The organism is Cellulomonas sp. McL0606 (genome assembly GCF_058248365.1).
This window is the reverse complement of the sequence record NZ_CM177779.1, coordinates 3,233,382-3,253,100: the sequence shown is the minus strand read 5'-3', so window position 1 is coordinate 3,253,100 and position 19,719 is coordinate 3,233,382. Positions and strand designations below refer to the sequence as shown.

At 73.0% G+C, this 19,719-nt stretch carries 18 protein-coding genes and 3 pseudogenes; 6 read left to right on the top strand and 15 right to left on the bottom strand.

Annotated features, from left to right (window positions below):
• Nucleotides 1–4 precede the first annotated feature (4 nt).
• Nucleotides 5–307 carry an SHOCT domain-containing protein gene (locus AC38ZX_RS16425; protein ID WP_426592919.1) on the top strand — a complete coding sequence of 101 codons (303 nt, stop codon included), beginning with the start codon at nucleotides 5–7 and terminating at the stop codon, nucleotides 305–307.
• A gap of 13 nt (nucleotides 308–320) precedes the next feature.
• On the opposite strand, the gene AC38ZX_RS16420 is transcribed toward AC38ZX_RS16425, so the two are convergent.
• Both AC38ZX_RS16420 and AC38ZX_RS16415 read right to left on the bottom strand, forming a co-directional pair.
• Nucleotides 321–743 (bottom strand): hypothetical protein, encoded by a 423-nt coding sequence (locus AC38ZX_RS16420; protein WP_491295225.1) that lies wholly within the window; start codon nucleotides 741–743, stop codon nucleotides 321–323.
• Nucleotides 725–1,585, bottom strand: coding sequence for an MFS transporter (locus AC38ZX_RS16415; RefSeq protein WP_491295224.1), 861 nt, complete (start codon nucleotides 1,583–1,585; stop codon nucleotides 725–727). Before AC38ZX_RS16415 ends, AC38ZX_RS16420 begins: the two co-directional genes overlap by 19 nt.
• 333 nt (nucleotides 1,586–1,918) lie before the next feature.
• Between AC38ZX_RS16415 and AC38ZX_RS16410 the strand changes: the two genes are divergently transcribed.
• Nucleotides 1,919–2,164 (top strand): hypothetical protein, encoded by a 246-nt coding sequence (locus AC38ZX_RS16410; protein ID WP_491295223.1) that lies wholly within the window; start codon nucleotides 1,919–1,921, stop codon nucleotides 2,162–2,164.
• Here AC38ZX_RS16410 and AC38ZX_RS16405 read toward each other — a convergent pair.
• From AC38ZX_RS16405 to AC38ZX_RS16365, 9 genes and pseudogenes are all read right to left on the bottom strand, one after another.
• Entirely contained in the window at nucleotides 2,158–3,408 is a 1,251-nt protein-coding gene (locus AC38ZX_RS16405; RefSeq protein WP_491295222.1) for an ABC transporter permease, read from the bottom strand. The genes AC38ZX_RS16410 and AC38ZX_RS16405 overlap by 7 nt on opposite strands.
• Nucleotides 3,405–4,187 (bottom strand): ABC transporter ATP-binding protein, encoded by a 783-nt coding sequence (locus tag AC38ZX_RS16400; protein ID WP_491295221.1) that lies wholly within the window; start codon nucleotides 4,185–4,187, stop codon nucleotides 3,405–3,407. Before AC38ZX_RS16400 ends, AC38ZX_RS16405 begins: the two co-directional genes overlap by 4 nt.
• Nucleotides 4,184–5,218 carry a permuted SH3 domain-containing protein gene (locus AC38ZX_RS16395; protein WP_491295220.1) on the bottom strand — a complete coding sequence of 345 codons (1,035 nt, stop codon included), beginning with the start codon at nucleotides 5,216–5,218 and terminating at the stop codon, nucleotides 4,184–4,186. The genes AC38ZX_RS16400 and AC38ZX_RS16395 overlap by 4 nt, the downstream gene beginning before the upstream one ends.
• Before the next feature lie 233 nt (nucleotides 5,219–5,451).
• A complete protein-coding gene (galK, locus tag AC38ZX_RS16390) occupies nucleotides 5,452–6,666 on the bottom strand; it encodes a galactokinase (protein ID WP_491295219.1) in 1,215 nt (404 codons plus the stop codon).
• Nucleotides 6,663–7,826: a galactose-1-phosphate uridylyltransferase gene (gene galT / locus AC38ZX_RS16385; RefSeq protein ID WP_491297458.1), complete on the bottom strand. Its 1,164-nt coding sequence runs from the start codon at nucleotides 7,824–7,826 to the stop codon at nucleotides 6,663–6,665. The genes galK and galT overlap by 4 nt, the downstream gene beginning before the upstream one ends.
• Before the next feature lie 180 nt (nucleotides 7,827–8,006).
• Nucleotides 8,007–8,702 (bottom strand): annotated as a pseudogene (locus AC38ZX_RS16380) (DeoR/GlpR family DNA-binding transcription regulator); the annotation flags it as partial.
• A 73-nt stretch (nucleotides 8,703–8,775) separates the two neighbouring features.
• Nucleotides 8,776–9,915 carry an Mrp/NBP35 family ATP-binding protein gene (locus AC38ZX_RS16375; RefSeq protein WP_491295218.1) on the bottom strand — a complete coding sequence of 380 codons (1,140 nt, stop codon included), beginning with the start codon at nucleotides 9,913–9,915 and terminating at the stop codon, nucleotides 8,776–8,778.
• 29 nt (nucleotides 9,916–9,944) lie between these two features.
• A complete protein-coding gene (locus AC38ZX_RS16370; RefSeq protein ID WP_491295217.1) occupies nucleotides 9,945–10,496 on the bottom strand; it encodes a DUF1003 domain-containing protein in 552 nt (183 codons plus the stop codon).
• Nucleotides 10,489–11,761, bottom strand: a pseudogene (locus AC38ZX_RS16365) (magnesium transporter MgtE N-terminal domain-containing protein). The gene AC38ZX_RS16370 and the pseudogene AC38ZX_RS16365 overlap by 8 nt, the downstream one beginning before the upstream one ends.
• Before the next feature lie 161 nt (nucleotides 11,762–11,922).
• Here AC38ZX_RS16365 and AC38ZX_RS16360 point away from each other — a divergent pair.
• Complete coding sequence (locus AC38ZX_RS16360) at nucleotides 11,923–12,519, top strand: YflT domain-containing protein (protein ID WP_491295216.1); 597 nt, start codon at nucleotides 11,923–11,925, stop codon at nucleotides 12,517–12,519.
• A 189-nt stretch (nucleotides 12,520–12,708) separates the two neighbouring features.
• On the opposite strand, the gene AC38ZX_RS16355 is transcribed toward AC38ZX_RS16360, so the two are convergent.
• Nucleotides 12,709–14,223 (bottom strand): aminopeptidase P family protein, encoded by a 1,515-nt coding sequence (locus tag AC38ZX_RS16355; protein ID WP_491295215.1) that lies wholly within the window; start codon nucleotides 14,221–14,223, stop codon nucleotides 12,709–12,711.
• 33 nt (nucleotides 14,224–14,256) lie between these two features.
• On the opposite strand from AC38ZX_RS16355, the gene AC38ZX_RS16350 reads away from it, so the two are divergent.
• Together AC38ZX_RS16350 and AC38ZX_RS16345 are read left to right on the top strand one after the other, a co-directional pair.
• Nucleotides 14,257–15,099, top strand: a complete 843-nt coding sequence (locus AC38ZX_RS16350) for a PHP domain-containing protein (RefSeq protein WP_491295214.1) — start codon at nucleotides 14,257–14,259, stop codon at nucleotides 15,097–15,099.
• On the top strand, nucleotides 15,096–15,719 hold the full coding sequence (locus AC38ZX_RS16345) for a MarC family protein (protein ID WP_426592905.1): 624 nt from the start codon (nucleotides 15,096–15,098) through the stop codon (nucleotides 15,717–15,719). Before AC38ZX_RS16350 ends, AC38ZX_RS16345 begins: the two co-directional genes overlap by 4 nt.
• A 64-nt stretch (nucleotides 15,720–15,783) precedes the next feature.
• On the opposite strand, the pseudogene AC38ZX_RS16340 reads toward AC38ZX_RS16345, so the two are convergent.
• Nucleotides 15,784–17,494 (bottom strand): annotated as a pseudogene (locus tag AC38ZX_RS16340) (DEAD/DEAH box helicase).
• Nucleotides 17,495–17,998: 504 nt separating this feature from the next.
• Here AC38ZX_RS16340 and AC38ZX_RS16335 point away from each other — a divergent pair.
• Nucleotides 17,999–18,673: a ferritin-like fold-containing protein gene (locus tag AC38ZX_RS16335; RefSeq protein WP_491297457.1), complete on the top strand. Its 675-nt coding sequence runs from the start codon at nucleotides 17,999–18,001 to the stop codon at nucleotides 18,671–18,673.
• A 58-nt stretch (nucleotides 18,674–18,731) separates the two neighbouring features.
• On the opposite strand, the gene AC38ZX_RS16330 is transcribed toward AC38ZX_RS16335, so the two are convergent.
• Nucleotides 18,732–18,962: a DUF3107 domain-containing protein gene (locus tag AC38ZX_RS16330; RefSeq protein ID WP_426592903.1), complete on the bottom strand. Its 231-nt coding sequence runs from the start codon at nucleotides 18,960–18,962 to the stop codon at nucleotides 18,732–18,734.
• A gap of 68 nt (nucleotides 18,963–19,030) precedes the next feature.
• A complete protein-coding gene (locus tag AC38ZX_RS16325; protein WP_426592902.1) occupies nucleotides 19,031–19,699 on the bottom strand; it encodes a TetR/AcrR family transcriptional regulator in 669 nt (222 codons plus the stop codon).
• Nucleotides 19,700–19,719 lie beyond the last annotated feature (20 nt).

Sequence of the window (19,719 nt, the reverse complement as noted above, 5' to 3'; positions counted from 1 at the left end):
CATCATGCTCAGCTCGCTCGCCGCCCTGGCGGCGCACCCCGTCGGCTGCGGATGGGGCTGGGGCTTCGGGCCCTGGTTCCTGATCTTCCCGCTCTTCTGGCTGGGCATCATCGCCCTGTTCCTCACGATCGGCTCGCGTCGTCGTCGCGCGTACTGGGCCGAGGGTGGAGGCTGGGGACCGCACGGGGGGAGCCAGGGCGCCCGGGCGGTGCTGGCGGAGCGGTACGCCCGCGGCGAGATCGACGAGGCCGAGTACCGCGCACGCCTGGAGGTCCTGCTGGCGACCGGCCCCCAGCCGCGGGGCTGACGGCGAGGTCGCCCTAGAGGTCCTGCGCGACCGACTCGACGCCCGCGGGTGCGTCGGGGAGGTCGCGCATGCCGAGCAGGGGCGAGAGCAGCACGGGCAGCGACGCCAGGCCGGTCACGACGAGGGCGACCCACAGCGTGGGCTCGACGCCGAGGTGCGTGCCGAGCCACCCGCCCACCAGCCCGCCGATCGGCATCGTCCCCCAGACGATGAACCGGACGGAGGCATTCATGCGCCCGAGCAGCGGCGGCGGGCACACGCGCTGCCGGAAGCTCACCTGGGCCACGTTGTAGACGACGACGGTGAACGACCACACGATGCCGCCGACGACGAGCAGCAGAGCCGGCGCCACGGGCGTGAGCGACGCCAGCGGCGTCAGGGCCGACGCGGGGACCGAGGCGAGGATCGACAGCGGGATCAGCCGCGCCTCGCCCACCCAGTCGCCAGTCGGGCGGCCACGAGCGCGCCGACCAGCCCGCCCACCGACGAGGCCGACAGGACGACGCCCCACGCCGCGGTGCCGAGGTCGAGCACGCGCAGCGCGTAGATCACCACGACGGCGCCGGAGATCGCGCCCGCGAAGTTGGACAGTCCGGTCGTGGCGACGATCCGGCGCAGGAACGGCTCGTGGACGACGAACGACAGCCCCTCGCCGATCTCCGTGCGCAGCGGTCGGTGGGTGTCCGGGTGCGGGGGCGTCTCGACGTGCTTGATGCGCCACACCGCGAACGCGGAGACCAGGTAGGTCACGACGTTCACGGCGATGAGCGCGGGCGCCGTGATGACCTTGAGCAGCAGCCCGCCGACAGCCGGCGCAGCCACGGCGGCGACCGACTGCGTCGCCTGCAGCTTCGAGTTGCCCTCGACGATGTGCTCGAGCCCGACGAGGCCCGGCACGTAGCTCTGGTGCGCGACGTCGAAGAACACCGACGCGGCGCTGATGGCGAGTCCCGCGACGATGAGCAGGGGGATCGAGGCGTGCCCGGTGAACGCGGCCACGACGACGACGGCGAGCACGGTCGCGCGGACCAGGTCGGACGTCAGGAGCACCCGTCGTTTGCGCATCCGGTCCACCCAGGCGCCCGCGGGCAGGCCGATGACCAGGAACGCGGCGGTCTCGGCGGCGGTGAGCAGCCCCATCTGCCACTCGCTGGCCGCCAGCTCCTGGACGGCGTAGACGGGCAGCGCCAGGGTGGTCAGCTGGGCGCCGAACTGCCCGAGCGCGTCGCCCGTCCAGAGGCGGCGGAAGTCCGGATGGTGCACGAGGGACTGGGTCACCGGGCCATCGTCGGCAACTGATTGGGAAAAGTCAATCGGTGTGCGAGGATCGGCAGGTGACCGATTCGCGGCCTGCCGACGAGGACGACGTCGACGCCGACGCGCGCGCCCTGGCCAGCACGCTGCGGCTGCGCATCCTGCGCCTGTGCCTCGACGAGCCCATGACCAACCGTGAGATCGCGACGCGCCTGGACCGCAACCCGGCGACGGTCCTGCACCACGTCCGCACGCTCGCCGACCGGGGATTCCTGGCGGCCCAGCCCGTGCGCCGCGGGGCCCGGGGGTCGCGCGAGGTGCCGTACCTGGCCACGCGCAAGTCGTGGCGGACGCCCGGTGACCCGCTCGTCGCGCATCCTCATCGACACGTTCCTCGAGGAGGTCGCGCTCGTCGACCCGAGCGACGTCGTCGCGACGCGGCTGGGTCTCCGCCTCGACGCGGTGGGGCATGCGGAGCTGGTCGAGCGCGTGCAGGCCGTGTTCGAGGACTTCGCCGCGCGGTCCCCCACGCCGGGCGGGGTGGCCTACTCGCTGTTCTATGCGCTCCACGAGGACGTCACGCGCGGGCCGTCGGCTCAGTAGCGGATCGCGTCGATCACCCGCACGCGCACCGCGAAGCTCGCCGGGATGATCCCCGCCAGCGCGCCCACCGCCATCGCGCAGAGCATGCCGATCACCGCGGCCGAGACCGGGAACTGCGGCATGTCCTGGATCCCCGAGCCGAACAGCTTGTCCACGGGGATGTTCTTGATGATCGCCACCGCCAGCGTCACGCCCACCAGACCGGCCACGAACGTGGCGACCACCGACTCCAGCAGCACGCCGAAGAACACGCGGCCAGACGTGGCGCCGAACGAACGCCGGATGCCGATCTCGCGGATCCGGTAGCGCACGGTGACCAGGGCGATGTTCACCAGGCCCAGGCCGCCCAGCAGCAGCGCGAGGCCGCCGACCCCGATCCCGACGTAGGTGGTCGCCCGGTCGATCCCGCCGCCTACCCGGTGGTTGTCCTGCACGTCGACCTGCCAGCCCGGCGCCACGCTCTGCATGTCCTGCTTGATCCGGGCGGTCAGGGGACGGGCCTGGTCGGCGGGCACCCACAGGTAGACCATCGGCACCTGCTGGTTCATCGCCGCGGCGATGGTCCCGCTGGCCGGGGGCGCGCCGCCCGACTGGATCCCCGAACCGTCGTCGCCGATCCACCGGTGGTACTGGTCGTACAGGACGATCGCGGTCGGGTCGGCGCCGGGCCAGTCGTTCGCCATGACGCCGATGATCGTCGCCGTCACCGGCGCGCGGTCGCCGATCTCGACCGTGGGATGGCTGGACAGGTCGGCCAGCCCCAGCGTGCTGAGGAAGGCCTGGTTCACGACGAGGGTCGGGCCGAACGCCGTCTCGTCGACGTCCGTGAACCAGCGGCCGGACGTGGGCGCCAGCCGGTCGATGGTCCCCAGGTCGGCGTCGACCGTGCGGAGCTGGACCGTGCGCTTGCCGTCAGGGAACCGGATCGGCGCCTGGACCGTCTCGTCGCGGCTCGCGTAGGTGATCGAGTAGCGGTCCAGCAGCTGCGCGAAGGCGTCGTCCCACGCGGTCGGCGGCGCGGCCGACGGGCCCGACGGGTAGGCGCTCACCATGAGCGTCACCTGCCGGCCGCTCTGCCGGTCGTTCTGCTCCTGGGTGGCCTGCTTGAGCATCGCGATGACGGCCGTGACGCTGGTGATCGCGGTGACCGCGCAGGCCACGCCGATGAGGGCGAGCAGGACCCGCAGCTTGCGGATCCGGAGCTTGTCCCAGGCCTCGACGATCGCGCCGACGAGGCCCGTCACGCGTGCACCTCCGGGTCCGGCAGCCGGCGTTCGATCGCGCGCGACCGGTCGGCCACGAGGGTCGGCACGTCGCCGACCCAGTCGGACCGCGTGTCCAGCTGGATGGGCAGCAGGACGCCGTCGGTGAGCCGGTACTGCCGTTCGGCGCGGGCCGCGACGGCGAGGTCGTGGGTGATGGTCACGAGCGCCGCGCCCGTCTGCGACGCGATCTCGTCGAGCAGGTCCATGACGGCCCCGCCGGTCTCGACGTCGAGCGCGCCCGTCGGCTCGTCGGCGAGGATCACCCGCGGGCCACGTACCAGGGCCCGCGCGATGGCGACGCGCTGCTGCTCGCCGCCCGAGAAGCTGTCGGGCATCGTGTCGACGCGGTCGCCCAGGCCCACCCGCTCGAGCATCGCCGCGGCGAGCCTGGTGCGCTGCCAGAACTGCCTGCCGCGGGCGTACAGCAGGGGAGCGGTGACGTTCTCGAGCGCGGTGCGTCCCGGCAGGAGGTTGAACTGCTGGAAGACGAACCCGAAGTCCCGCCCGCGCCGCCGTGTGCGGGTCCCGTTCGACAGGCGACCGATCGGCACGCCCTCGAGCAGGTACTCGCCGGTGGTAGGTGCATCGAGGAGCCCGAGGATGTTGAGCAGCGTCGACTTGCCCGTTCCCGAGCGGCCGACGACGGCGACGTGCTCGCCCGCGCCGACCGAGACGGTGACCCCCTGCAGGATGTGCAGCATCCGGTCGTCGGGGAGCCGGACCGACCGCGTGACGTCCGTGAGCTCGAGCAGGCTCATCCGCCGCACACCTTCGGGTCGTAGCTCACGGTGCAGTCGACCGGCAGACCTTGGCCGCCGGGCACCGGGATGAACTGCAGGATCGTGTCGCCCGTGGCCAGGCCGTCGGCGATCTGCACGTTGGTGCCGTCGGTCAGGCCGAGCGTGACGGCCTTCTTGGTGGTGGAGCCGTCCGCGGCCACCACCCAGACGTTCCCGGCCTGGATCGTGCCCTGTACCGCGGAGATCGGCACGACGACGACGTCGGCGGCCGTCCCGTTCGTGATCTCGACCGACGCGCCGAGGCCGGCGAACGCCGTGACGCCGGCGGGGATCGCGCAGGACACCGTGCCGCTCGACCCGGTGGTGCCCCCGCCGTTCGGGTCGTTCTGCGTCCCTGTGGTGCTCGTCTGCGGCACGGCGCCGACGCGCAGGCCGGTGCAGTCGAACGGGGCGGGGCCGCCGTTCAGCGTGACGGTCGCCTGCTGCGGGGCACTGACGAGGCGGTACTGCTGGTCGGGCGTCAGCGTGCCGCTCACCGAGAGCGTGCCAGGCGAGACCGTTGCCACGTCGCCGCCGACGGCGACCTCCTGGTCCTTGAGCGTCGGCAGCGCGAGCGTGCCGACCACGGGCGACCTGACGACGGCCGTCTCGACCTTGGGCCTGGGCTGGGTGGTGGTCACCTCGCCCGTGTCGGGGTTCGTCGTCACCACCGGATCCTGCGGGGTCTCCTTGCGGATCTCGAGGATCGGGGTGCCGACCGCAACGACCGCGCCGTCCTTGGCCAGCAGCTTGCTCACCTGCCCGGCGAGGGTGGCCTTGACCGTCACGGCGGGGTCGGCGACGACCGACGCCTGGATGGTCACCGCGTTGGTCACGGTCCCCGTGCCCACCTGCACGGTCGGCTCGATCGCCGCGCCGGTGGGCTGCAACGACGTGTCGGACGTACCCACGTCCGCTCCGGTGAACGCGATCTTGACCAGCGCGACCGCGATGACCGCCCACAGGAGCAGTCGGATGGCCGGAAAGACGATCCTGCGGGTGACCCCCACGGTCGGACTCCTCGCGTCGTTGGCTCGAGCGGGCGCGCCGGGGTCTGCCCCCGGGGTCGTGCTGTGGTGCGGGAACGGCTGTTTTCGGGACCGTAGCGATCCGGTGCCGGGTCACGTATCCACCCGGAGGATGATCTCCACCTGCAAGCGCGCGTCAGACACTACTGCGGGGTGCGCTATAGCGACGCGCGGCCGGTCCTGCGAGCGTCCGGCGCGGGCATCGGGCGGCCGCGTCAGGCTGCCGGCGCCTGCGCCGTCGCGACGAGGAACGCCGGTGCGCGCAGGTCGGCGTCGGCGAACGCGTCGGCCACGGCCTGCGCCACCTCGTCGACGGCGTCCGCGCGGACGAGCGCGATCGCGGACCCGCCGAAGCCGCCGCCGGTCATGCGCGCGCCGAGCGCCCCGGCCGCCAGCGCGGTGCTCACCACCAGGTCGAGCTCGCGGCAGGACACCTCGTAGTCTTCCCGGAGGGAGGCGTGCGAGGCGTTCATCAGCGGGCCGACCGAGTCGACCTCGCCGGCGTCGAGCAGGGCGACGAACCACGTGACGCGGTCGATCTCCGTGACGACGTGCCGGACGCGGCGCACCTGGACCTCGTCGTCGAGCTTGTCCAGCGCCCACTCCAGGCCGCGGGGGTCCACGGTGATCTCGCGCAGCGTCGCGACACCCAGGCGCGCGGCCGCTGCCTCGCAGGACGCCCGCCGGGCCGCGTACTGCCCGTCCACGAGCGCGTGCTCGGCGCGGGTGTCGACGACCAGCAGGGCAAGGTCGTGAGCGGCCAGGTCGAACGGCACGTGCCGCACGGACCCGTCGAGGCAGTCGAGCAGCAACGCGTGGCCGGCCCGGGCGCGCAGGGACGCGGCCTGGTCCATGCCGCCAGTGGGAGCACCGGCGATCTCGTTCTCCGCGCGCACGCACATCGCAGCCAGCCGTGCGCGTCCCTCGTCGTCCCCGGAGCCCGCGAGCCCCAGACCGAACACGGAGTCCAGCGCGACCGCGGCCGATGCCTCGAGCGCGGCCGAGGACGAAAGCCCGGCGCCGTACGGCACGCAGGAGTCGACCGCGACGTCGAACCCGCCGACGGGCAGCCCGGCCGCGCGCATCGCCCACGCGACGCCGACCACGTAGCCGGCCCAGCCGTCGACGGCGCCGGGTGCCACGTCCGCAAGCCTCACCTCGCGCGGCCCGGCGGGTTCCTGCGCCGAGACGAGCCGGACCAGGTCGTCGTCGCGACGCCGCAGGGCCACGTACGTGCGGTGGGGGAGCGCGATGGGCAGGCACAGGCCGCCGTTGTAGTCGGTGTGCTCGCCGATCAGGTTGACCCGACCGGGGGCCGACCAGGTGCCGTCGGCGGGCCCGTCGCCGAACCGCGCCTCGAACAGGCGCCGCACCCGCTCGCTGCCCTGCTCGGGCGTCCAGGCGCCGAGCCAGGTGACGCTCGTGCTCACGCGATCTCCTGCAGTCGCGCCGCGATGCGCTCGGGGGTGGTGTCGCTGATCCAGGCGCCGACGCCCGACTCGACCCCGGCCAGGTACTTGAGCTTGCCCGGCGCGCGCAGCACCGAGAACAGCTGAAGGTGGAGACGGGAGTCCTGCCGGCCCTCGGCGACGGGTGCCTGGTGCCAGCCGGAGATGTACGGGAGGGGGATCGCCTCGCCCTGGGGCCCGACGAAGAAGCGGTCGAGCCGCTGCAGCAGCGTCAGATAGGCGGTCGCCAGGTCCCCGCGCTCCTCGTCGGTCAGCGACGGGAGGTCGGGCACGTCGCGCCGGGGCGCAAGGTGCACCTCGACGGGCCAGCGCGCGGCGAACGGCACGTACGCCACCCAGTGCTCCGACTCGAGGACGATCCGCTCACCGAGCTCCAGCTCGGCGTCCAGCACGTCCCGGCCCAGCAGGCGGCCGGTGCGCAGGCGGTACGCGCGGGCCTCGGTGAGCATCGTCGCGGTGCGCGGCGTGACGTACGGGAAGGCGTAGATCTGCCCGTGCGGGTGGTGCAGCGTGACGCCGATCTCCTTGCCGCGGTTCTCGAAGATGAAGACCTGTTCGATGCCCGGCAGCGCGCCGAGCGCCTCGGTCCGCTGCGCCCAGGCCTCGATGATCGTCCTCATGCGCCGCGGGCCTACCGTGCTCAAGGACGCGGTGGGGTCCGACGAGAAGCAGATGACCTCGCAGCGACCCGCCGCGGGTCGCACGGTCCACAGGGGTTCCTCCGAGCGGACCGTGGGCGCGTCCGGGACGCCCGGCACGGCGAGCAGCGACGGGAACCGGTTCTCGAACACGACGACGTCGTAGTCCTCGGCGGGGATCTCGCCGTCCTGGTAGACGGCACCCGGCTTGGCCGGAGCCAGCGGGTTGGCGTCGGCCGGCGGCAGGAACGTGCGGTTCATCCGGTGCGCGGCCATCGGGATCCACTCCCCGGTCAGCGGGTCCCGACGCAGCTCGGGTCCGGTGACGGGGAGCGCGACGCCGTCGGGTCCGGCGATCGGCAGGAACCGGTCCGGCAGCGGCCGCGGGTCGTCCAGGCGGCGGGTCTTCGTGCCCGAGACGTAGGGCTCGCTGTCGTCGAAGTAGAGGAGCTCGCGGCCGTCGGCGAGGCGGGTGGTCGTCATCCGGACGGGCAGGGCGGGCGCGTCAGACGTGGTCACGTAGAGGCTCCAGGGTGCGGGGGTGTGGTGGCGCTGGTGCTGGTCATGGAGCTTCTGCGTCCCCACGGTGACGAGGCGGAGCTGGGTGGCCCCGCCGGTCAGCTGCCGCCGCGCGTCGGAGGGAAGGGAGTCGTCGCTGATGACGGTGTCCACGTCGTCAAGCGGGACGATGCGGGCCAGCCCCACCACGCCCCACTTGGTGTGGTCGGCGAGGACGGTGGTGACCGCGGCGCACGACATGAGTGCGCGGTCGGTGGCGGCTTCCGCCAGGTTCGGGGTGGTCAGGCCGGCGGCGTCGAAGCCGTGCACGCCGAGGAACGTGCGGTCGACCCGCAGCCCGGCCAGGGTGGCGTCGGCGACGGGGCCGACGAGGGCGTCCGACGGCGTGCGCACCCCGCCCGTGAGGATCACCTGAACCCCCGAGGCGCTGTGCAGGACGTCCGCGATCCGCAGACCGTTGGTCACGACCGTGAGCGGACGCAGCGACGGGTCCGAGGCGATCAGCTCGGCGAGCAGGTACGTGGTGGTGCCTGCGGACAGGGCGATGGCCTGGCCTGGTTCGATGGTGCTGAGCGCGGCGTGGGCGATCACGGTCTTCTCGGCGCTGGCCCAGCCGCGCTTGGCGTCGAAGCCGGGCTCGTCGGTGGGCCGCCCGGGCGCGTCGGGGGCGACCGCTCCGCCGTGGACCCGGCGCACGAGCCCGGCACGGGCGAGCTCGGCGATGTCCCGGCGGACGGTCATGTCCGAGACGTCGAGGCTCTCCACGAGGTCCGCGACGCGGGCCGCGCCATGGGCACGGACGGCGGCAAGGATGCGCTCCTGGCGCTGCGTAGCGAGCATAGTGACATCATCACACAGGACCGAACAAAATCCAACGTGCCGTGTGAGGTGTCACTCAGGAGACGGGTGATCTTCACCGGGTGGCGGGGGAGAGACCCAGCGACCGCCCCGCGAGGCCACGACGTCGTGCTGCGAGCGACCGCGCCACCTCGCGCAAGGTCTGGGCGGCGGGGGAGTCCGGCTCGGACAGCACCACGGGGTAGCCCCCGTCTCCCGCCTCTCTCAGGCGAACGTCCAGCGGGATCTGTCCGAGCAGCGGAACCGGGCTGCCCGTGAGGGTCGAGAGGTTGTCCGCCACGCGCTGCCCGCCGCCCGACCCGAACAGCTCGAGCCGCGATCCGTCAGGTTGCGCCAGCCAGGACATGTTCTCCACGACGCCGACCACGTTCTGCCGCGTCTGCACCGCGATCGACCCGGCGCGCTCGGCCACCTCCGCCGCCGCCAGCTGTGGCGTCGTGACGACGACGAGCTCGGAGCTGGGCAGCAGCTGCGCCACCGAGATCGCGATGTCGCCGGTGCCAGGCGGCAGGTCGAGCAGCAGGACGTCGAGGTCGCCCCAGAACACGTCGGCGAGGAACTGCTGGAGCGCCCGGTGCAGCATCGGTCCGCGCCAGACGACGGGCTGCCCGGCCGGCACGAACATGCCGATCGAGACGACCAGGACGCCGAACGCCTCGGGCGGGAGAAGCATGTCGTCCACGCGGGTCGGCTGGCGCGTCACGCCCAGCATGCGAGGGATCGAGAACCCGTAGATGTCGGCGTCGACGATGCCGACCTTCAGACCGTCGGCCGCCATCGCGACCGCGAGGTTGGCCGTGACCGAGGACTTGCCGACGCCGCCCTTGCCCGACGCGATCGCGAAGACCTTGGTCAGCGACTGCGGCTGCGCGAACGGGATGACGGGCTCGCCTCCCGGGCCGCGCAGGAGGGTGCGCAGGTCGGCGCGCTGCTCCGCGGACATGACGCCGAACACCACGTCGACCGTGGCGACCCCGGTGACGGCCGCCGCCGCGGCGGACACGTCCCGGGTCAGCGTGTCCTTGAGCGGGCAGCCCGGGGTGGTCAGGTCGATCCCGATGCGGGCGTGGCTCCCGGTGAGCTCGATCGAGCGGACCATGCCCAGGTCGGTGATCGGTCGCTTGATCTCCGGGTCCAGCACACCGGCCAGGGCGGTACGGATCGCGTCGGTCAGCGGGTCGGTCGGCTCGGGCATGGGCCCATCGTAAGTGGGCTCGTCGTGCGCTACGGCCGCGGGGTCCGACGGGACTTCTTCGACTCCTTGGGCGTCTGCTCGGCGTCCGGATCCTTCTCGCCGTCGCGCTCCGCGGTCATGTCCTCCAGCAGCGCCCGCAGCTCGGAGCGGACGAAGTCACGGGTGGCCACCTCGGACAGGGCGATGCGCAGGGCGGCCATCTCCCGGGCCAGGAACTCGGTGTCTGCGAGGTTGCGCTCCGAGCGCTGCCGGTCCTGCTCGGCCTGCACCCGGTCGCGGTCGGTCTGCCGGTTCTGGGCGAGCAGGATGAGGGGCGCGGCGTACGACGCCTGCAGCGACAGGACCAGCGTCAGGGCCGTGAACCCGTGGGCGGCGGAGTCGAACTGCGGCCGGGTGGGGCCGATGTCGACGTTCCACAGGATCCAGGCGATGCAGAAGACGGTCAGCCAGATGATGAACCGCGGCGTGCCCAGGAAGCGGGCGATGCTCTCCGAGATCTTGCCGGACGCGTCCTCGTCGATCTGCGGGCGCCGGATCAGGACGCGACGGGTGGACCGCGGCGTGTCGAGGCGCTCAGCCACGGGTCGTCCCCAGCTGGTCCTCGTCGTCGGTCTCGCGCCAGTCCTCGGGCAACAGGTGGTCGAGGACGTCGTCGACGGAGACCACGCCGAGCAGTCGCTTCTCTCCGTCCACGACGGGTAGCGCGAGCAGGTTGTAGGTGGCCAGCTGGCGGGTCACTGACAGCAGCGGTGCGTCGACCGGCAGGGCCTCGATGTCGGTGTCGATGATGGACCCGATCGACTCGTGCGGCGGCTCGCGCAGCAGGCGCTGCAGGTGCACGACGCCGATGAACCGGCCGGTCGGCGTCTCGAGCGGCGGGCGCGCGACGAACACCATCGAGGCGAGCGCGGGCGTCAGGTCCTGCCGGCGCACGTGCGCGAGGGCGGCCGCGATCGGCGTCTCGGGACCGAGGATCACCGGCTCGGTGGTCATCAGGCCGCCCGCGGTGTTGTCCTCGTAGGCCAGCAGGCGGCGCACGTCGCGGGCCTCCTCGGGCTCCATCAGCTCGAGCAGCTCGGCCTGCTGGTCGTCGGGGGAGCTCGCCCAGCAGGTCGGCGGCGTCGTCGGGCTGCATGGCCTCGAGGACGTCGGCCGCGCGGGTGCGGGCCAGGCCCTGCAGGATGCCGACCTGGTCGTCCTCGGGCAGCTCCTCGAGCACGTCGGCCAGGCGCTCGTTGTCCAGCGCGCTGGCCACCTCGAGCCGCCGGGTCAGGCCGAGGTCGTGGAGCACGTCGGCCAGGTCGGCGGGCTTGAGGTCCTCGTACTGGGCGAGCATCAGCTCGGCGCCCTGGGCTGCCGAGGCCTGGCCGAGTCCGGTGACCTCGTCGACGGAGATCAGCAGCGTCTCGCCGCGACGGCGCAGGATGCCGGGGCGACCCGTGTGCCGGCGGACGAAGAGCTTGGAGATGATCCAGTCGCCGTTGCGCTGCAGCTCGATGGCGACGTCCTCGATGCTCGCCACCCCGCTGCCGTCGACGAACTCGACGGTGCGATCGAGCAGCTCGCCGACCGCCAGGGTCTCGAAGGCCCGCTGCTCGAACCGGCGCATGTTCACCAGACCGGTCGAGATCACCTGGCCGGCGTCGATCGACGTCACGCGGGTGAGCGGCACGAACACCCGGCGCCGACTGCCGACCTCGACCACGAGGCCGACGGCGCGGGGCGCGCCCTTGAGGCGCACCAGCACGACGACGTCGCGCACCCGTCCCACCTGGTCTCCGAGGGGGTCGAACACGCTGGTCCCGGCAAGGCGCGCGACGAAGACCCTGGTCCCGACGCTGCTCACGCCGGTCAGCCTAGACCGACCATCCGGCCCGGTCCCGACACCGACGCCCGGTGTTCCGCGGACGGTCACCTGGTGGTCGCCCGCGCCGGCGCCGGGGGAGGATGATCACATGTCGTTCTCCGGCTCGGCCCGCACGCCCCGCAACCCGACGCAACCGCAGGGTGAGACGGTCGCGGCCTACGACAGCCCTGGCCGCCCAGAAGGCCGTCGCGCACCTGGCGGAGAAGGACTTCCCGGTGCAGCTGGTCACGATCGTCGGCACCGACCTGCGCATGGTCGAGCGGGTCACCGGCCGGCTCTCCTACCCGCGCGCGGCGCTCGGCGGGTTCCTCACCGGTGCGTGGCTCGGGCTGTTCGTCGGGCTCCTGCTCACGCTGTTCTCCTCGGCGGGGTCGGGCAGCCCCATCGCGTCGGCCATCCTCATCGGCGGTGCGTTCGGGATGCTCTTCTCCGTGGTCACCTACTCGATCACGCGCCGCCGCCGCGACTTCACCTCGACCAGCCAGATCGTCGCGTCGTCCTACGCGCTGCTGTGCCGCGGGGAACAGGCCAACAAGGCACGGAACCTGCTGCGCGAGCTGGGCGGGGTGCAGTCCGGCTGGCCCCCGCGACCCGTCACCACCACAGCGCCGACGGGTCCGTCGGCTGGGTCCCCGCCTGCCTTGCCGTCCGCGCCGCTGACGCCGCCCGTCGAGGACGCGCCGCCCGCACCACCCGCTCCGCCGAGCGGACAGCCCGCGCCGCCGCCCGGGCCCTGACCCGAGCGTCCCGGCGCTCGCGGGCGGACGGGGTCACCGGCGCGTCGGGCTGCGCGCTGCGGGACTCGCGCATCGTGGTCAACCTCGAGAACAGCAGAGCCAGCTGGCCTTCCATCGTGCGCCTCCCGGTGCTCGCGGGACGGGGATCGTCCCGGCGCAGGGGTGACGCGCGGCGGTCGGCCGGCTCGACTACTCCTCGCGAAGACTCGCCATCCACGCCTCGACGGCGTCCGGGTCGCGCGGGAGCGCGGCCGAGAGGTTCTCGTTGCCGTCCGCGGTGATGAGGACGTCGTCCTCGATGCGCACCCCGATGCCGCGGTACTCCGCGGGCACGAGCAGGTCGTCGGACTTGAAGTAGAGGCCCGGCTCGATGGTGAACACCATGCCCGGCTCGAGCACGCCGTCGAGGTAAAGCTCGGCCCGCGCCTGCGCGCAGTCGTGCACGTCGAGACCGAGGTGGTGGCTGGTGCCGTGCACCATCCAGCGGCGGTGGTGCTGGTTCTCGGGCAGGAGGGACTCCTCCGCGGACACCGGGAGGAACCCCCACTCTGCCAGCCGCTCCGCGATCACCCGCATGGCGGCGGCGTGGACGTCGCGGAACTTGGCGCCCGGCACGGCTGCGGCGAAGCCCGCGTCCGCGGCGTCGAGCACGGCCTGGTAGACGCGCCGCTGGACCTCCGTGAACGTGCCGTCGACGGGCAGGGTCCGGGTGAGGTCCGCCGTGTAGAGAGAGTCGACCTCGACGCCGGCGTCGATCAGGACCAGCTGGCCCGCGCGTACCTGACCGTCGTTGTCGGTCCAGTGCAGCGTCGTCGCGTGCTCGCCGGCGGCGGCGATCGTCTCGTAGCCGACCGCGTTGCCCTCCTGGCGCGCGTGCCCGACGAACGTTCCCTCGATCACCCGCTCGCCGCGCCCGTGCGCGACCGCCTCCGGCAGGGTGCGGACGACCTTCTCGAAGCCCTCGATCGTCGTCGCGACGGCCTGCCGCATCTGCTCGACCTCGTAGGTGTCCTTGACCAGCCGGAGCTCGGACAGGGCCTCGGCGAGCACCTCGTCGCGGACGCCGGCCTCCTCGGTGGCGCGGATGTCCTCGACGACGGCCTCGATCGCCTCGTCGACGTCGGGCACCACGCGCAGCTGGACGCCGTCGGCCCCGACGTCCTTGGCCAGCGCGTCGCGCAGGTCGTCGACGTGAGCGGTGCGCACGCCGGTGAGCGTCTCGATGTCCTCCAGGCTGGGTCGGGCACCCACCCAGAACTCGCCGTAGCGGCTGTCGGAGAAGAACTCCTCGGTGTCGCGCCCGGCCAGCGGCCGGATGTACAGGACGGCCTCGTGCCCGCTGCCGTCGTCGCCCGAGCCGTCCTCGACGGGGTGCAGCACGAGCACGGCGTCCGGCTCCTGCTCGGCGCCCAGGCCGGTCAGGTGCGCGAACGCGGAGTGCGGTCGGAACCGGAAGTCGGTGTCGTTCGAGCGGACCTTGAACGTGCCGGCGGGGACGACCAGCCGCTCGCCCGGGAACCGTTTCGAGATCTCGGACCGGCGGCTGGCGGTCGCGTCCGCCGCCGGGCCGCGCGTCGCGGTCGATGCGGGGCGGTCTGCCCAGCCCGAGCTGATGAAGCGGAGGAACTCCGCCGACGACGGCCGCTGGGACCTGTTCGTGCCCCGATCGGCCAGCGGCTGGTCCGACGTGTTCTCCTCGCTCATGGGTGACATCTTCCCACCGCTACCGTGGGGCCCGTGCGCATCGACCTCCACACCCACTCCACGGCGTCCGACGGGACGGACGCACCGGGCGAGGTGATCGCGGCGGCCGCCGCGGCCGGGCTGGACGTGGTGGCGCTGACGGACCACGACACGACCGCCGGCTGGGACGAGGCGGCCGACTCGGCGCGCAGGCACGGCATCGACCTGGTGCTCGGCACCGAGGTGTCGGCGCGCGCGCACGGCATCAGCATCCACCTGCTGTCCTACCTGCAGGACCCGTCGCACCCGGCCCTCACCACGGAGCTGGACAAGACGCGGGACGCGCGGGTCGACCGGGCGCAGGCGATCGTCGAGCTGCTGGCCTCGGACTACCCGATCACCTGGGACGACGTGGTGGAGCAGTCGCGGGACGCCGTGGTGGTCGGGCGCCCGCACATCGCCGACGCCCTCGTCGCGCGCGGCATCGTGCCCGACCGGGACGCCGCCTTCGCGCGCCTCCTGCGCGCCGACGGCCGGTACCACGTGCCGCACTACGCCCCTGCGGGGGTCGATGCCGTCCGCGCGATCCGGGCGGCCGGCGGCGTCCCCGTCTTCGCGCACCCCGGTGCGGACGCCCGTGGCGAGGTGGTGCCGGACATGGTCTTCGATGCCCTCGCGGCCGCCGGACTGGCCGGGCTCGAGGTCGACCACCGCGACCACAGCGCGGCACAACGTGCCCGGCTGACGGCGATCGCACGCCGGCTCGGGCTCCTCGTCACGGGGTCCAGCGACTACCACGGGTCGGGCAAGGTCAACCGGCTCGGCGAGAACCTCACCGACCCGTCGGTGCTCGCCGTGATCGAGGACCTGGGCACGACGAAGGTCGTGCGCGCGTGACCTCCGTGATCGACGTGCAGCTGTTCGGCTCGGTCTTCATCACGCTGTTCGTGATCATGGACCCGCCCGGGACCGTGCCGATCTTCCTCGGTCTGACGTCGGCCATGACCCGCGCCCAGCGCAACCGGGCAGCCCGCCAGGCGGTGCTCGTGGCGCTCGGCGTGATCGTCGCGTTCGCGCTGTTCGGGCAGAAGCTGCTCGACTACCTGCACATCACGCTGCCCGCGCTGCAGGCGTCCGGCGGGCTGCTCCTGCTGCTGGTCGCGATGGAGCTGCTGACGGGGAAGATGGAGGAACCGAAGCCGGCCGGGAACGGGAAGGTCAACGTTGCGCTGGTGCCGCTGGGTACGCCGCTGCTGGCCGGCCCCGGGGCGATCGTCGCGACCATGGTGTTCGTCCAGCAGTCCGACCAGACCGCCGCCGACTGGGTGGCCATCGCGCTCGGCGTCCTGGCCGTGCACGTCTGCCTCTACCTGTTCATGCGGTTCGCCAACGTGATCCACCGGGTGCTGGGCGAGGGCGGGACCATCCTGGTCACCCGCATCGCGGGACTGCTGCTCGCGGCCATCGCGGTCCAGCTGATCGCGAACGCCGTGGAGGCCTTCATCAAGGCTGCCTGACCCGGTTCGCGACGACGGACGGGCACGCACTCCGAGGAGTGCGTGCCCGTCCGGGCGTGCTGGCTCAGGCGTCCGTCGACGGCGCCTGCGGTGCGGATCCCGTGCCGGTCCCGCTGCGCGTGCGGCGACGGTTGCGGCTGCGGCGTGCGCCGGTGGCCGCGGCCGTGCCGGGCTCCCCACCGGTCGACGCGCCCTCGCCCGACGGGGCGCTCGTCGTCGCGGCGCCGGCCGTGCCCTCGGCGCCGCCCTCGCCGTGCCCGCGACCGCGGCCGCCGCGACGACGACGCGAGCCGCCCTCGCGAGCCTCGCCGTCGGCGGGCTCGGGGCGCGGCGCGCTGGTGCGCGGTGCCCCGCCGGCGCTGCCGGAGGACCCACCGCTGCGGGAGCTGCTCGAGCCGCCGGAACGGTGGTCGTTGCCCGACGGACGCGCGCCGCCGCCCGCCCGGGTGTGCTTGCCGGTCTCGCCCAGGTCCTCGAAGCTTCTCCGCGCCCAGGCCCTCGCGGGTCTGCTGCGACTTGGGCAGCCGGCCCTTGGTGCCCTCGGGGATGTCGAGGTCGGTGAACAGGTGCGCGGAGCTGGAGTACGTCTCGACCGGCTCCGGGATGCCCAGTCCGAGCGCCTTGTCGATCAGGCCCCAGCGGGGGATGTCGTCCCAGTCGACGAACGTGACCGCGGTGCCCTTGGCGCCGGCGCGACCGGTGCGGCCCGTGCGGTGCAGGTAGGTCTTCTCGTCCTCGGGGCACTGGTAGTTGATGACGTGCGTGACGGCCTCGACGTCGATGCCGCGCGCGGCCACGTCGGTGGCGACGAGCACGTCGACCTTGCCGTGCCGGAACGCGCGCAGCGCCTGCTCGCGGGCGCCCTGGCCGAGGTCGCCGTGCAGCGCACCGGCGGCGAAGCCGCGCTCGATCAGGTCGTCGGCCACCTTGGCGGCGGTCCGCTTGGTGCGGGCGAACACGATGGTCAGACCGCGGCCGCGGGCCTGCAGGATTCGGCTCAGGAGCTCGACCTTGTCCAGGGCGTGCGCGCGGTAGACGACCTGCTTGATGTTCTTGACGGTCTGGCCGTCGTCGTCCGGGTCGGCCGCGCGGATGTGCGTCGGCTGCGTCATGTAGCGGCGGGCCATCGCGACGACCGCGCCCGGCATCGTCGCCGAGAAGAGCATCGTGTGGCGGCTGGCCGGGGTGGCGCCGAGCAGCGTCTCGACGTCGGGCAGGAAGCCCAGGTCGAGCATCTCGTCGGCCTCGTCGAGCACGACCGCCTTGACCCGCGACAGGTCCAGGTGGCGCTGCTTGAGCAGGTCGATCATGCGGCCGGGCGTGCCGACGACCACGTCGACGCCGGTGTTGAGGGCGGCGATCTGCGGCTCGTACGCGCGGCCGCCGTAGACCTGCAGCACGCGCACGGACCGGCGCGAGGACGCCGTCGCCAGGTCGCCCGCAACCTGCACCGCGAGCTCACGGGTGGGGACGACGACGAGCGCCTGCGGCTTGCCGGGTGCGGGGAGCTGGTCGTAGCCGTCCTCGCCCGGGGCGATCACGCGGTGCAGCAGCGGGACGCCGAAGCCGAGGGTCTTGCCGGTGCCGGTCTTGGCCTGGCCGATGATGTCGTGGCCGGACAGCGCCACCGGCAGCGTCATCGCCTGAATGGGGAACGGGTGCGTGATGCCGGCGTCGGCCAGGGCCTGCACGATCTCGGGCCGCACGTCGAAGTCCGCGAACGAGGCCTCGACGGCCTGCACGGAGGACCAGGTGTTCTTCAGCGGGCGGGTCATCGGCTCGGCCAGGGCGGATACCTGATCTGCGATCTGGTCCGGGGTGTCGTCGGGCGCTGTCGGGTTGATGTCGGTCGTCGTCACCAAGAGGCTCTTCACTGCGAAGGGCGGTGACCCGCGCGCTGTCCGGGCTCACGACAGGCCGACAGCTTTCGTCGGACGACGTCGGATGATTCCCGGGCGACAGCGGAGCTCCCCACGCATTGTGGCCGGCAGCCGATCGTGAAAGGCGACTCGCGAGCGTCTTCCGGACGGGTCCGGGGCTGAGCGAGAGGGTCGAGCTCTTGAAGGACGAGACGACCGGGCAACCGAATTACCGTGCCAGTCTATCCGACGGCACCGCCGCCCCGGCGCCGGACCCGCGGGGCGTCCGCGGGTGCTCCGTCGGCGCCCTGCGCAGGGCCCACCGACCGGACTACGATCCTCGGATGACGACCACCCCCTCGCGTCCCGAGAGCGCCGCCGTGGCCGGACCTTCCGCGGCCGGCCCCGCCGCGGCCAGCCCTGCCGCACTCGAGCGCGCCGACGCGGTCGAGCTGCTCGGCCTGGTCGCCCAGCTCGAGCACGTCGCCTTCGGCCGCCTCGCCGCCGACGCCGCCCTCGCACCGACCATCGAGCAGCGGCTCGAAGCTCAGCCGGTTCGCCGCCGGTGCCGTCGGCCGCCGCGACCGGATCCTCGCCCGCATCACCGAGATCGGCGGCGACCCCGTCGAGGCCGTGCGGCAGTACGACCACGTCCTCGACGACTTCGACGCCCGCACCCAGCCGAGCACCTGGTGGGAGCGGCTGCTCAAGGCCTACGTCGGGTACGGCGTCGCCGACGACTTCTGCCGGCTGGCCGCCGAGGGGCTCGACGAGGAGTCGCGGGCGATCGTCCTCGAGGTCCTCGACGACGCGTCGCACGCCGAGCTGGCCGTCGCCGAGCTCGATGCCGCCGGGTCCGCCGACGGCGTCCTGACGGCCCGCCTCGCCCTGTGGGGCCGGCGTCTCGTCGGTGAGGCGCTCGGTGTGGTGCAGCGGCTGCTCGTCCAGCGCCCGGCCCTCGTGCGGCTCGTCGCACTGGGCTCGGCCCGGACCCCCGCTGGCGGCGGTGCCGGTGACGGTGCGCCGACCAAGCTGTTCGGGGAGCTCACCGCCCAGCACACCCGTCGGATGGCGCGGCTCGGTCTGACCGCCTGACCCATGCAGAACGAAGGAGCCCCGGACGACGTCCGAGGCTCCTTCGTCCCGGGCGACGTCAGACGGTGCCGAAGCCGACCCGGCCCTTGGTCTCGGAGCCGATCTCGATGTAGCCCAGGCTCGCGACCGGCACGATGACCCGGCGGCCGCGCACGTCGGTGAGCTCGAGGGTCGGGCGACCGCTGAGCGCGGCTGCGACGACGGCACCGATCTCGTCGGGCGTCTGGTCCGACTCCAGGCTGATCTCGCGGGGCGAGTTCTGCACGCCGATGGTGATCTCCACCGTCATCTCTTCCACGTCCTTCTGCAAGCTGGGGTTGCTGCCTCGGCCGGTGGGCCGAGGCACATCGTCCGATCCTAGGCGTCCTGGTAGACGAAGTCGGGCCGGATCAGCGCCGACACCCCGCCCCAGGCCAGCTGCGTCACCAGCGCGACGGTCCGCTCGGGCGCCACGTCGTCCGGCCGGCGCAGCCGATGCGTCGCCGCGCCCTGCGCCATCGCGATCAGCGAGACGGCCAGGAGGCCCGCGTCCTCGAGCGACAGGGCCGTGACCTCGGACAACACGGTCGTGATCCGCAGGGCGGCCTGCGAGGACGCGTGCTCCACGCGGGCCCGCACGTCGGCGTCGTGCGTGACGTCGGACTCGAACAGGAGCACCGACGCCTCTCCTGCGCCCTCGACGAACATGACGTAGGCCTGCACGATCGCGGCGATGACGTCGCGTCCGTCGCCCCGGCGGACCGGGCCCTGCTCGATCGAGGCGACCGCCGCGTCGACGGCCACGAGCAGATCCGTCCCGCGCAGGTCGACGACGGCGAGGTAGAGGTCGAGCTTGGACGGGAAGTGCCGGTAGAGCACCGGCTTGCTCACCTCGGCCCGCTCGGCGATGTCGTCCATCGAGACGTGGTGGTAGCCCTCGGTCGAGAACAGCTCCTGGGCGATCCGGAGCACCTGCGCGCGACGCTCGTCGCGAGCCATCCGCGGGTTGCGCGGACGAGGGGTGGGTCCGTCTGTCCCGGCCGTCATCCCGTGATGGTAGCGACGTG